The sequence below is a fragment of the Alloprevotella sp. Lung230 genome, assembly GCF_014385435.1.
Lineage (GTDB): Bacteria > Bacteroidota > Bacteroidia > Bacteroidales > Bacteroidaceae > Alloprevotella.
Window position 1 is genome coordinate 18,435 of record NZ_JACSUD010000005.1, and the last position, 14,458, is coordinate 32,892.

Below are 14,458 nucleotides of genomic sequence, written 5' to 3' on the forward strand. Positions count from 1 at the left end.
TGGTTATAAAAGGCAGTCAAATGCGATGGGTGCGTTTAAAGTGTGGACTTAAAGTTCGGGGGACAAGGCTTGCTCAATGAGGCTGTCCAGCGGTGCACGAAGGATGCGCCCCGTGCAGAAGCCTTCGAGCTGTGCGGCAGCAGAGAGTTCGTCGGCAAATAAGGCAGCGATGCTTCCCACAAAATTGACGGCTAAATCCGGGCGGCGATAAGGGAGGATGTTGCGACGGAAGAAGGTGCGAAACTCGTTGAGGAGGAAGGCGCGGATGCTCTCTTCCTGCCGATGGCGCAGGAGAAAGGGGGTGAATTGCGCCAAATAGCGATTGGGAGCAGGCTCGCGGTAGACGTGCTGAATGAGTTTGGGCAAATCAATGGGGTAGTCGGCTTGAAAGGCTTCGCAGAGATGAGGAGGCAGCACGCCTTTGAACACATCGGCCACCAAGTGCTTGCCCAGCGATCCACCGCTCCCTTCATCGCCCAAGATGTAGCCCAGGCTTGGCGTGGACTGCACGAACTTCTCACCATCGTAGAGTGCGCTGCCTGAGCCTGTGCCCAGGATGCAGACAATGCCGGCTTCCTGCGTGCAGAGGGCGTGGGCCGCTCCCAAGAGGTCGGAAGCCACGCGGACGGACAGGGCCGAAAGTTGCTGTTTCAGTAGGTCGGTCATGCGCGCTTCTTGTTCGGGACGGCAGCCGGCGCCGTAGAAGACCAGTTCATCCAAGGCTTCCGCGGCTGAAAACTCCGGAAAGGCCTTCAGAGCCGGCAGGAGTTCGTCGCGAAGCACGTGAGTGATGCTTTCGTCGGTCATCAGACTGGGGTTGAGGCCCGCGGTTTGTAGGCGGCAGACCAACCGGCCGGCAGAGAGCAAAGCCCAGTCCGTTTTGGTCGAGCCGCTGTCGACAATCAACTTTTTCATATTTCCTATTCAGTGTCGGGGTGAAAAACTCGGCAAAAGTACAAATAAACGTCCAATGGCGCCGCCGTTTCGGCAAAAAAATCGTAACTTCGCTGCACTTTTGTTCTATAGAATAGGGCATTCTAAAACCAACAAATTCCTCTGCTCCCGATATGAAAAAGTTTTTGCTCTTCTCCTTCCTTTTGGTGTCGCTTTCGCTTTCGGCAGCCGCTCCGGTTGATTTCGACCGCTATTTCAGCGACCGGACTTTGCGCATCGACTACATCTTCTCCGGCAATGCCCGACAGCAGTTCATCGCTTTGGACGAATTGCATGTGGCCGAAGGGTGGGCCGGCCGTCGGGTAAATTTGGACGAAGTGCCTTTGCGCGGCAATGGCCAGATTACGATGCGCGATGCTGCGACAAAGGCGGTGATTTACAAGACCTCCTTTTCCACTCTGTTTCAAGAATGGGTGAGCACGGAAGAAGCTACTGCGACAACCCGCTCTTTCGAAAATGTGTTCCAACTGCCGATGCCGCGACAGAATGCCGAGGTCACGGTGGAACTCTACAATCCGCGGCAGCAAACGACAGCGACGTTCACGCACTTGGTCAAAATCGACGACATCCTCATCCGCCCTTTGCCCTCCGCTTCGCCCTATCCTCACCGTTATTTGCACAAGGGCGGCGACAGCAAGCAGTGCATCGACATCGCCATTGTGGCCGAAGGCTATCGGGCGGAAGAAATGGACGTGTTCTATCGGGATGCACAGGTGGCAACGGACGAATTGCTTTCTTATGCGCCTTACTCTACGTACAAGGACCGCTTCAACATCGTGGCCGTGGCTGTGCCCAGCGCCGAGAGCGGGGTGAGCATTCCGCACAAGAAGGAGTGGAAGACCACCGCCCTCAACTCCCATTTCGACACGTTCTACAGCGAACGCTATCTGACAACGTTGAGCCTCAAGACACTCAACAACGTGCTCGCCGGTGTCCCCTATGAGCACATTATTATTCTGACCAACACCGACAACTATGGCGGTGGCGGTATCTACAACAGCTACACCCTCGTGGCGGCACACCACGCACTCTATAAGCCCGTAGTCGTGCATGAGTTTGGGCATTCTTTCGCCGGATTGGCCGACGAGTATTTCTACGACAGTGCCTATGGCGAACTCTTTCCGACGGATGTGGAGCCGTGGGAGCAAAACCTCACCACGCGGGTGGACTTCGCCCAAAAATGGCAGAACATGTTGCCCAAGGGCACGCCCATCCCCACGCCCACTCAAGGAAAGCCCGACACGGACATGACCCGCATCGGGGTGTACGAAGGCGGGGGCTATCAGAGCAAGGGCGTCTATCGCGCTTTCCGTGATTGCCGTATGCGCACCAACGAAGCACCCACCTTTTGCGCGGTGTGCCGTCGTGCTACGCAACGTCTCATCCAGTTTTACACAGAACAAAAATAAGCCGAAACCTACGAATGGCAGAACAAAGAAAAAACGTGTATTCTACTTCTAAAAGCAAGACAACGAGAGGAAAGAAACCATCGAAATCGCAACGCAACGCCCAGTTGCGCGAAGAGTTCAAGAGCGTGGCCGGAGTGAGTTCGCGCCGCGACTACTATCGCTTTGCAGGAGGAATGTTGATCTTGGTCATCGCGTTTTTCATGATTATCTCGATGGCATCCAACCTCTTCACCGGTAGCGAAGACCAAGCCGATGTCTTGGCGGGCACGGTTTCGCACGCGTCCAACTACGGCGGCAAACTGGGAGCTTATTGCGCCTATTACTTTATGAACAACCTCTTTGGCGTGTTCAGCCTTCTCATCCCGGTGTTCCTCTTGGGCGTTGTGCTGAAACTGATGCTCAAAGAGGCCAGCCCCATCCGCTTGTGGCTGCTGTTCATTCATCTCGGTGTCATCATGGTCGTGGGCAGTGTGGATGCCCATTGCATTCAGGTGCTGTTCCTCTCGACCTTTCAGCACGAACTCTCTTTCGATTTGGGCGGTGCTCACGGTCGGCTGGTCTATGAATGGATGACCAATTATGTGGGCGAAGTGATTACGGCGATCATCTTGTTGCTTATCACGTTGAGCTACATCGGCTATTGGTTCACACAAGTGTTCATCTGGTTCTTCAAGGCTTTCCATAAACTCAGCCGTGTGCTCTTCGGTGTGCGGGAAGAGGAGGAAGAAGAGGCTGAAGATGCCGCCGAAGAAGAGGTGGCAGACGAAGAAAACGACCCAGCCGATGATGAAGCCGCCTCGCCTGCCGACCCGGAGGAGGAGAGTGAGGAAGAGGACGCAGCGCCATCGCTGGTGTTCAACATCACCGACACCACCGCTGAAGAACAAGAAGCCGAGGACGTTGCCATTGCTGCCGAAGAGGGCGAGGAAGACGAGGAGGACGCTTTGGAAATGACGCTCAACACGACTGCCGAAGAAGCCAAAGCCGATGCGCAAACCTTGGGCGATGTCGCCGACCTGCCTCCCTATGACCCGAAGCGCGATTTGAGCCACTACAAATATCCTCCCCTCACCCTCTTGGCCAAACACAGCGCCGGCAACACTCCTATTGATATGGCGGAGCAGCAGGCCAACAAGGAACGTATCGTCACGACCTTGGGCAACTTTGGGGTGGAAATCACAGAGATCTCGGCGACCATCGGCCCGACCGTGACGCTCTATGAGATTGTGCCTGCTCCGGGACAGCGCATCTCGAAGATTAAGAACTTGGAGGACGACATCGCGCTCAGCCTTGCGGCCTTGGGCATTCGCATCATCGCTCCCATTCCCGGCAAGAACTCCATCGGTATTGAAGTGCCCAACAAGAAGCCGCAGATTGTGTCAATGGAGAGCATCCTCAACACGCAGAAGTTTCAAGAGACGGACTACGAGCTCCCCGTTGCTTTGGGCAAAACCATCACGAACGAGGTCTTTATGGTCGACTTGGCCAAAATGCCCCACCTCCTCGTAGCCGGTGCAACGGGACAGGGTAAGTCGGTCGGGCTCAACGCCATCATCACCTCCTTGCTCTACAAGAAGCACCCCGCCGAATTGAAGTTGGTCATGGTCGACCCGAAGAAGGTGGAATTTTCCATGTATCAGCCTTTGCTCAAACACTTCTTGGCGCAAGTGCCCGACAGCGAAGAGCCCGTCATCACGGATGTCACAAAGGTGGTGCAGACACTCAAAAGCCTGTGTCAAGAGATGGACAATCGCTACGACCTGCTAAAAATCGCGCATTGCCGCAACCTGAAAGAATACAACGCCAAGTTCATCAAGCGCCGCCTTAGTCCCGAGCACGGCCATCGCTTCCTGCCTTATATTGTAGTGGTCATCGACGAATATGGCGACCTGATGATGACGGCCGGCAAGGACATCGAGCTGCCGATAGCCCGTATTGCGCAGTTGGCGCGTGCCGTGGGCATCCACATGATCATTGCCACGCAGAGTCCGCGTGCTGAAATCATCACGGGCAAAATCAAAGCCAACTTCCCGGCACGCATGGCTTTCAAGGTGATGGGTTCACGCGAAAGCGGTATCATCCTCGATGCCAAAGGGGCCAACAACTTGATTGGACGCGGAGATATGCTCATGCTGACCAATGGCAAACTCACCCGTGTGCAATGCGCCTTTGTCGATACCCCGGAGGTGGAAGCCATCACCGACTTTGTCGCAGCTCAACAAGGCTACCCTTACCCCTTTGAATTGCCGCTGGTGGCCGAAGAGGGCACTGAGAGTGGGGGGGACATCGGTTTGGGCGAAGGCAGCACGTTCGACCAAGTTGCGCGCTTCGTGGTGAACACCCAACAAGGCTCTACTTCCAAAATTCAGCGCACCTTCAAAGTCGGATTCAACCGTGCCGGCCGCCTGATGGACCAGCTCGAAGAAGCGGGCATCGTCGGCCCCGTCAATGGCTCGAAACCGCGTGAAGTCTATGTGCAGTCTGAAATCGAACTCGAACAAATCTTGGGCAATCTCAAAGCCCAAGGCAAACATTTTGATTGATATGAAACAACGCATCTTTCTCCTTATGCTCACGCTCTTGCTGGCCGTGGGCGGCAGTGCACAGACAGCTACCTCTGTGCTCGACAAAGCAGCAAAAGCCCTCACGGGCGGTAGTGTGACGGCAGCCTTTTCGGCCAAAGGTGGGATGGGCAACTCCTCGGGCACCATCACCGTGCAAGGCGACAAATTCGTTCTCCAATCCCCGCAAGCCCGCATTTGGTTTGACGGCAAAACGGAGTGGGCTTTGGCACAAGGTTCGGGCGAAGTGAACGTCACTACCCCCACCGCAGCCGAAATCGCCTCGATGAACCCGATGAACTTCCTCCACCTCTACAAGCGCGGCTATAAGGCTACCCTCACAACGCAAGGAAACAACTACGAAGTCCACTTGGTGGCCGAAAATGGAAAAGCGGCCATCAAGGAACTTTACATCACCCTCAATTCCTCTAACTATCAACCCTCGACCGTCCGACTGCGCACCAACAGCCACAATTGGACCACCATCAGCATACGCTCCCTTCAGAAATCCGGCAAGAAGTCCGATGCCTTCTTCCGCTTCAACCCCAAAGATCATCCCAAGGTGGAGGTTGTCGACCTCCGCTGACGCTCATTCGAACATCACACTCAAAAACAACTCAATTATGGAACTCTTAAAAACGCTCATCCTCGGCAGCGGCCCTGCCGGATATACAGCGGCCATCTATGCCGGCCGCTCAGGCATCACCCCCGTCATCTACGAAGGCATTCAGCCGGGTGGACAACTCACGCAGACCACCGATGTCGACAACTTCCCCGGCTACCCCGAGGGGGTCGATGGCAACGCACTGATGGACGACCTCCGCAAGCAGGCTGAACGTTTTGGCGCGCAAATCCGCACGCAGATTTGCACCAAAGCCGACCTTTCGCAGCGTCCTTACACGCTCACGTTTGACGATGGCAGCCAAGTGCAAACCCAAACGCTCATCATCGCCACGGGCGCCAGCGCCAAATATCTCGGACTGCCTGACGAAGAGAAGTATCGCGGCATCGGTGTTTCGGCCTGCGCCACTTGCGACGGTTTCTTCTACCGCAAGAAGACGGTGGCCGTGGTCGGCGGTGGCGACACGGCCTGCGAAGAAGCTACCTACCTGTCGGGACTCGCACAAAAGGTCTATCTGATTGTGCGCAAGCCTTTCTTGCGCGCTTCGCAGGCCATGCAGGACCGCGTGTTTGCCAACGAAAAAATCGAAGTGCTCTTCGAGACCAACACGCTCGGCCTTTATGGGGAAGATGGGGTAGAAGGTGCCCACTTGGTTCACCGTAAAGGCGAAGCCGATGAGCGTCGCTATGACCTCCCCATCGATGGCTTCTTCCTGGCCATCGGGCATAACCCCAACAGCGAACCCTTCCGTGAGTGGCTCGAAGTCGATGAAATCGGCTACATCAAGACCCAGGGCCAAACGCCACGCACCAATGTGTCCGGCGTCTTTGCTGCCGGCGATGTGGCCGACCCGCTCTATCGTCAGGCCATCACCGCCGCCGCCAGCGGTTGCAAAGCTGCCATCGAAGTGAAAAACTTCCTGGACGAACACGACCTTTAAGGCGGCTCTTCCTCAGCCTACTCTCTTCCACACCCTCCTTACAGCCGGCCGGCTTTCTTCGGAAAGTCGGCCGGCTTTTGCTTGTTCCGCCATCTTATCTCCTTTTTCCGAAAAACACCATGCCTATGGAGGTTTATTTCTATGCTCTCGGAGGCTTATTTCCACGGCGTGGCGTTCCAACGCCATCCTTTTGGCGATGCGTCGCCAACCCTTTGGCGTTTTCGTGGCGACAGATGTGCTTGTAAAACAAAGCATTACAAAAAATAATGATGAGCCGCTTGCTCCGTCTGTTCATTGACGCTTGAAACTACTTTCCCTTTCCAGTCTCTTATGAGAGGAGATTGGACAGCTTTTCTTACTTTTGCTGCTTTCCAATAGAAAAGCGAATGTCTGAGAAACGTTTTAAGATAAGTGATGCAGTCAAGGGGCTCGTTTTTTAGAATGAAAGTATTCTCCTCGTCCCTCCATAAGTTTATCTGATTTTCTTTTAGTTTTTCGCCTGTTTTTGCAAACTGTACATTTCAAAAAATAGGGGGGGGGTAAATTGATTTTGTTGATTTTCCAGTAATAGTTTTTGAGTTCGGTAAAAGTTGTTTACTTTTACAGCGGAATTCATTTGGGAAATTCTTCTCGAAATACCATTCCTGTGTGAAGTTTCGGATATTCGCCCCCTTCGGGGACGCAACGCCGTGCATGACGTCTGCCGTAGGTTCGTCTTCTTTCGTCCTCCTCGCCTACGGTTATTGAGATTGGCCCCTTCCCGGGACCTCATGCTGCACTCAATCACAGCGTATCATCCTCTCTCTTCACAGCTTTGCGTGTTGATAACGCCGCAGGACCGCCCCCAAAGGAGGTATCTCTGAATAGCCGTGGGTGAGGAGGACACCGCCCGAAGAACCTACGGAAAGCCATCCGCCGAACGAAACGCCCCCGACGGGGACGTCCTTCGGCCGAAGAACGACTCACGGCAGAAAACCGTCTCCCCCGAGCCTGCTCAAAGACTTCTCACTACATCGTGACGTACACACTTCATCCTGAAAATCAGTAATTTTCAAAATATAGTTTTATGTATTCTCACTTCTCACACTTACGTTGGTATTGCCTGCTGCTGTTGGCAGCCGTGGCCACCATAGCGAGCGGTCAGGGATGTCCCGGCTTGTCGAAAGGAGATTTCACTGTCGAGCTTGATGCAGGCAACACTACCTGCAATCAGCCCGGAGTGGTGCACATTTCCTATCGAAATGCCGTGCGTGGGTTCACAAAACTCACCTATCAGTTCTCGACCGACCGTAACACTTACCCCATTGCCCAAGACGCACTCCCCAGCGAACGTGTTTCTGTGCCGCTCGACAACCACTGGAGCGAAGGAACGCCCATCTACATTCGTGTCTTGGCCGAATGTCCCGGCCAGCGAGTGCCGCAAAGTGTAGGACTCGACAAACTTACCTACACGGAACTCACTGCGAGTCATCCACAAATTGTTGCCACGACCCAGTCTTCCAACGGCTGCACCGGTAAACAAGGTGTGATACGAGCACGTATCGGAGGTGTTACGGGATTCTCCAAAGCCTCTTACAGTCTTTATAAAGGGACGACATTGGCGCGTACCCTCTTCTCGGCCAAGCCCGCGAACTATGTAGAGTTCACAGGCTTGGCTGCCGGTACCTATCGTCTGGTGGCGAAACTCACTCCCTCCTGCACCATCGGAACGCCGCCCACAGCTCCTGCAGGAGCCACTTGGAGCGGTGGCGAACTCACCATCGAAAAGGAAGTCGTGGTGGATGTTTTCACGCTTGGAGCTTATGGTTATCCTGTTGTTGGAACTTGTCTGGGTCAAGTCTCTGCCGGTGTGTCGCGTGCCAACGGCATCACTTCGATGACTTATGAGGTCCTTCCACGAGGTGGCGGCGCTCCATTAGCCACCGAAACCGTGACTGCACCTACTCCTAATCTAGGAAAAATCTTCGGAGCGCTTCCTGCGGGTGACTATACTCTCCATGCTACGGCCAACTGCGGTAGTGCCGAACTATCTGCTGATTTTACCGTAGGAACTGTAGAAATCGGTACGCTCAATGCCTGGGTAACGCGCCAGCCGCTCCCCACTTGCGGAGGCGGAAGTATTCAGGTTTATTTGCCGGGCGTTACGCTTACAGCTCCTGCAACGTTCCGTTTATTGGATGCAAGCAATAGTTTGGTCGAGACATTGACCACAACAGATACCTATGCCAAGTCCGGAGGAGTCGTCAATTTCAAAAACTTAGCCGAAGGCAAATATACTATCGAGGCAGAGATGTGTGGAAGTCTCGTCCAGCGAAAGGAAGTTGAGCTAAAGGCGCAAGCACAACTCTATGTGGGTGCTCGAACCTATGCAAAAGGGATTTGTGCCGGCAGTGGAGGAGGTGAGCTTCAAATCAGTTTTAATCCTCAGTTGGATCAGTCTGGACAACTTGAAGTCTTTTATGCCGGTAGTTTGATACGTACGATGCAAGTGGCTTCTGGCTGGCAAGGAACAAAATTGACGGGTCTTCCTGCGGGAGATTACAAGGCTCGCTTAACCTTGGCTTGTGGTGAGGTGATTGAGACAGAGACCGAATTGCGAGCAGACAATGTGCAATACAATCTCAATGCCCAACAAAGTTTTGCAGAACGATTCTGCACAGGCTATTTTATCACCCTTACTCCCAATATCTATAACAAACCTGAGATAAGACAGCTTTTTTTGGATGGTCGCTATGAAATCATACAAGGGAGCACGGTGGTAGCCTCAGGGCTTTACAGTGCTTATGATGAAAAAGTGGGTGTACAAGTACCGGCTCCCGGGAAATACACTGTCCGCCTTATTGCCTCTTGTGGAACGGTTTCTATGAAGACTGAAGTAGAGGTAAAGAAACCCACCTTGAAAGTTAGTGCATACGAAAGTACTGCTCCATCTCCTTGCGAAAGTGATGGAAAAGCGCGTATCGATACCCAATTAGATAATAATAATTACACCGCTAACAATGCAAAACTTTCCAAGTTATTCACTTGGAGTCTCGAAAAGGATGGTACCCCTTATACTCCGGAGTATATACAATATTATGATCAATCAGGTTCTTACTTCAGCATTGAACTCGAGCGACTTCCTGTGGGAACTTACAAAGTTAAGGTTAGTTCAATATGCGATCCGACTCTGAAAGATGAATCCACTTTTGTTGTCACAGCGAAGGCTAAATTTTCCAATACTTTGGAAAACGTGAAAGTTTTTCCCGCTTGCGGTAATCTTACGCTCGGTGGGCTAGAGAATGATAATATTAACCTACCTGCCGGTACTAATCAAGTAACAGCCAAAGTGATAAATCGAGATACGGGAGTAGAGGTCTTTTCTGAAAGTAGAAATCGAACAGGTAGCTCTTATGATCCTCCTCTTGAGAAGAAACTACCCGTGGGTAACTATCGTTTAGAAGTGCAACCTTATGGTTATTGCTCTTCCTATCCTTTGTTTACCTATGAATTTACAATTCCCAATCAAACTGAGCCTTTTGAGAATATAGACTTCAACAGTGGAGAAAGTCCTAACACTTGGAATGCTCCCATCATCAAGGGGACGGCTCCATGTGCCAGCACAGGAAGCCTTCAAGTGGGTATGAGAGACTATTCGAACAAACTCCCGGCTGTCATTTCCTCCATACAATTCATTCTAACTCCGGAAAATGGAGGTACCCCCCAAACCTTGTCGATGAACAGTAAAGATGGGTATGTGAAATTCCAAAATCTGGCGGCCGGAGACTATAAACTCAATATGCTTATTGATGGGGCAGACTGCTTCAAGACTTTGAAAGTCACGATTCCCACCTCCTTAGAAGACATTCCGGTTTTAGCAGCGGTCGATCCTGTCGTCAATGAATGTCCCCGTCAGCGTGGAGCTACATTTAAGATTGAAGGAAACAATTCCTTCGTTCAGTCGAAGCCGAAAATCTGTAAAGTCTGGATGTGGGATGATGCCACTAAAAAATATGTAGAACAGCTTTCTCAGACGATTCCTCCAGGACAATTCGAAACGTACTTCCCCAATATTCCCAACTACACGGGCACGCAAGCTTCCAACAACCCTTGGAGCATGCCTTTCGGGGTGGCTTGGCCCTATATGCTCACGGTGGATATGTGCGGAGAAACGATTTATAAAACCTATGCGGCGAGTACCAACGCCGGTGCTCCTATGGCTAAGATTACCCATACGGATGTCACTCTAGCCAAACAAGGAACGATTACTGTACGAGCATTAACAACGCAACAGAACAACCCCAACTATTTTTATCCTATCGGACAGAAGGATAAAATAGAATGGACGGTAACCAATACAGCAGGTACGGAAACGTTTACCAAAACAGTAAAGGCTACCGACAGCTACACCTTTACCGGAATTCCTGAGGGTACTTACAACATCACAGGTGTTTACAAGATAGACCAATGTGAGGCGACTTATCCTCTGAATATGGGTTGGCCGGTTACGCCTACCGTCATCAAGCCGGGTACAGTGTTGGCTAAAATCACCGGAGTGAATGGTGATTGCGATGCCAATGCACAACTAAAATTGGCATTGCAGGATCCCACAGGAGTTACTAAGGTTACCTATTTTGTCAAAAATACGAAGACCGGAACTGAAACCGTAATCTCGACTACGACACCGGCCGTGGAGAAGGTGATAACCGGATTGGATGCAGCCACTTATAATATCAGAGTAGAAAGTGAAGTACCCACCGGGGCAACCTTGACAACCTACACAGACAATGTGTCCGTAACGCTGACCACCTCTTCTCCTTATATGACGATTGTTCAGGATGTTAGGCGGACTCGTCCTTCTTTCAAAAATTGTGCTACGGGCTATTTGGCTTTCCGTTTCCAAAAGGATTACTCCGATCAATACTCTGGCTATCTTCCCTATTTTATTGATGATGCAGAGTATCATTTCCGTATCACAGCAGCTCCTCCAGGAGTCACTGTGCCACAAGATATTGTTCTGGACCATCCTTGGAAAGGTCAAGGAAACACATATGGATATTGGGATCATGATGATCTCGCCAAGTATGGTAGCTACAATATCACTCCGATGCGCAATTTACCTGCGGGCAAATATAAGGTTGAGGTCACCAATCGTTGTAAGACTGCGATTGTCGACTGTGAAATTCCGGAAAGTGACAATCTTCCTAATTTTAATAGTTGGTATGGACATTGTGGATTATCTAGGTTAAGATTTCAACCGAAGAATGATGGTAAATACTATGCAGATTATAGACCTTTCATAGGCACAGGTTCTACGGACATACTTTGGGATGATTTGTTGACTTTTGATTTTCACGCCACAACGGGTACAGTTCTTTCAGGAGTCCCATATATCAATGAGGATTACAATGGGCGCAGTAATTCAGCCTCTACTGTAGTCTATAATTTTCGTCCTTGGCTTTTGGATAAGATCACTCTGAAGGCCAAATGTGGTGGAATTCCAGATGTCGAATACCCCTTAAATTTCAATGTTTGTGGAGGAGACTTTTGTGGCGAATTGACTTTCTCTTATGACCTTTCAGCTTACAAAGGGGTTGAGGATCTCACTTTGCTCATCGAGGAGCTACCAACCACTCATTGGGATTATTTGACCGGAAAAATGGTTAAAACTCCCGGAGCGGAGATTAGACGTGTGCCTCATTGGCAAGGAGGTATTTACAACTTTGGCCCTCTTTCACGTACTGTCTATGTACGCATTGTTACTGCCGATGGGTATAATATTGTAGAAGCAGATATGACCCCGAGGAGTTCTACGGCATCAGTTTACCACAATTACACCTATTCGTATTGTGATGGATATACAATAAGTACATATGATAGTAAGGATTGCCAGCGTAAAACATATATAAGCATACAGAAAGATGATGCTGCTCATACAGAAATAGAGCGTTCGCCCTTGCTGTTTGATCATAAAGCATGGGAACCTAAAACCCATTTGCAATATGGTGAAAACTATGTTGTGGTTTCTATGGATGAACATGGGACACCGCAGGCCACCCAAAAGTTTAAATACGATAATCGCACCTTTGTTGCTGGCTATAAGTTTAGCAACTATTGTGATTATCCCAACTCATCTTGCCAAAATGATGGGCAAGGAAACAATGTTTGTAGTTATACACCAGAATGGGTAGAGTTGATTCCTCCATCAGGATATGGAGCTCCTCCACTTAACATGGAATGGTATGTTCCTGAAGATATTGCCTTTACGGTGGTGCTGAATGGACGTAGATATACTGCTAAACCCTACTATCGTCCGTGGGGTAATGCAGGGAATAACAGTTATGTTCATTGGACAAGAGTAACAGATTACTTGGGAAATACCAGCTCTAGTGAACCCCGTATACAGTTGAAATGGACCTACGAAGAAGGAGGAGTGACTTATGAAGATAAGCCCAAATTTGATATCGGATCCTCTTTCACTGCAACTGCGACGAGTGCAACTTGTGGAACCAAATCTGTACCAGGCATAACTTCACTCCGTGGTACAATCTATGTAGATGGGACTGGAAGTTGGCAGCAAACCTGTACCGGATGGGATTACTATCCTCCATCATGGGTTACTTACAAGGATGGGAGTGGGCATAGCCATGGTTATAGTGTCTATCAATACTACAACAACGGTAATTGGGTAAGTGTCGGTACGCCGCTTGCTGTCCCAAAGACTTCATCAAGAGTCCAACTCCAATTTAAGGGCAGTTATGAGTGCGAAATGTACTATAGTACAGATCTTGTCTACAAGGATCACTACGTAAAGGCTTCGGAAAGCGTGTCTTACTTCTGCTCGAGCAGCAATAAAGGACAAATCTACGTGGCGGCTACCTCGGGTAATCCTCCTTATCGATTTGATTTGTTGGACGGCGATGAGGAAAGTTCGCCCGTGGTGATGACCCTAACCAGTCCCAACGAAAGTCCGGTGCTCTTCGAATATGGTGATGTGGGTAAGAAGTATCGCATCAATGTCTACGACAAATGCAACAACCTGCGTATCGCCTACCATACTACCGTAGTATCGACCGGAGACTTGGCCTATCAGCTGAGTGGAAAGAAAGAGTTTTGCGCAGAAGAGAACATGGATCTCGTCGGACAATACATCCCAGGAGCGATATACACTTGGACTTTGCCCGATGGCTCTACGAGATCCGGACAGATTCTCTCTCTCGGTCCTGCTCGGACAGCACTGGCGGGGCGATATACCATTGATATCCTGCCGCCGAACTGTGCCAGCCACATCACCTCTACCTACGACGTTACGGTGAAAGGCATCACTCAGCCGGCTTGGTTTGCTCCCTCCCAGACCATCTGTCAGGGTAATCCTGTGACCTATGCCCCGGGGCCTTCTATCGTAGAGACGAAGACTCCGACGACGACCACACCGGGTACGCCGAAGTATCAATGGCAGATGGCAGTAGGCACGGGAGAGTTTGCCGATATTGCCGGTGCCACCCATGAAAGCTATACCTATCCGGCAGATATGGCTGGTACGTACCGCTTCCGCCGTATGACCACCTATGTGGGCTGCTCCACACAAACGGGTGTGGCGCAGTTGACGGTGCAACCCGGACCTTCACAGTCGCCCTCGCCCGACGAGTTGAATGTCTCGGTGCGAAAAGGAGCACAGTTTACTCTCACAGCCGGCTACACCCAAACGGGTGGTGTTCCAGTGGACTATAAATGGGAACGCAGTCCGGACGGCGTCACATGGACGACTGTGGGTACGAGCGAACTCTATACAGAAACGAGCAAGTTCAAGCAGCGTAAGATGTACTACCGCCGCACGATAGCCCCTCAATCAGGAATCGGCTGTCAGAGTGTAACCCCCACTATCACTGTCACTTTCAAGGGAGGTTCGGCAGCACGTATCAACCCCCATCTGCGCCTGCGTGTACCAGAATAATCCCTCCTTGTGAGATATAGGCCGTTTCAGCACATAATG

6 protein-coding genes are annotated in these 14,458 nt (G+C 51.0%); 5 read left to right on the forward strand and 1 reads right to left on the reverse strand.

Annotated elements, in window-relative coordinates:
* Positions 1-48: 48 nt before the first annotated feature.
* The gene (locus H8527_RS04295; RefSeq protein WP_187545919.1) at positions 49-915 is read right to left on the reverse strand and encodes an ATPase; all 867 of its coding nucleotides are present in this window, start codon (positions 913-915) and stop codon (positions 49-51) included.
* A 152-nt stretch (positions 916-1,067) separates the two neighbouring features.
* Here H8527_RS04295 and H8527_RS04300 point away from each other — a divergent pair, with 152 nt between their 5' ends.
* The 5 genes from H8527_RS04300 (at position 1,068) to H8527_RS04320 (ending at position 14,419) form a co-directional block, all read left to right on the forward strand.
* Positions 1,068-2,363 (forward strand): M64 family metallopeptidase, encoded by a 1,296-nt coding sequence (locus H8527_RS04300; RefSeq protein ID WP_187545921.1) that lies wholly within the window; start codon positions 1,068-1,070, stop codon positions 2,361-2,363.
* Between the two features lie 14 nt (positions 2,364-2,377).
* Positions 2,378-4,906 carry a DNA translocase FtsK gene (locus H8527_RS04305; protein ID WP_187545923.1) on the forward strand — a complete coding sequence of 843 codons (2,529 nt, stop codon included), beginning with the start codon at positions 2,378-2,380 and terminating at the stop codon, positions 4,904-4,906.
* Between the two features lies 1 nt (position 4,907).
* On the forward strand, positions 4,908-5,510 hold the full coding sequence (locus H8527_RS04310; RefSeq protein ID WP_187545925.1) for a LolA-like putative outer membrane lipoprotein chaperone: 603 nt from the start codon (positions 4,908-4,910) through the stop codon (positions 5,508-5,510).
* Positions 5,511-5,547: 37 nt separating this feature from the next.
* Positions 5,548-6,486, forward strand: coding sequence for a thioredoxin-disulfide reductase (gene trxB, locus H8527_RS04315; protein WP_187545926.1), 939 nt, complete (start codon positions 5,548-5,550; stop codon positions 6,484-6,486).
* 1,066 nt (positions 6,487-7,552) lie between these two features.
* On the forward strand, positions 7,553-14,419 hold the full coding sequence (locus H8527_RS04320) for a hypothetical protein (protein WP_187545928.1): 6,867 nt from the start codon (positions 7,553-7,555) through the stop codon (positions 14,417-14,419).
* The last annotated feature ends 39 nt before the right edge of the window (positions 14,420-14,458 follow it).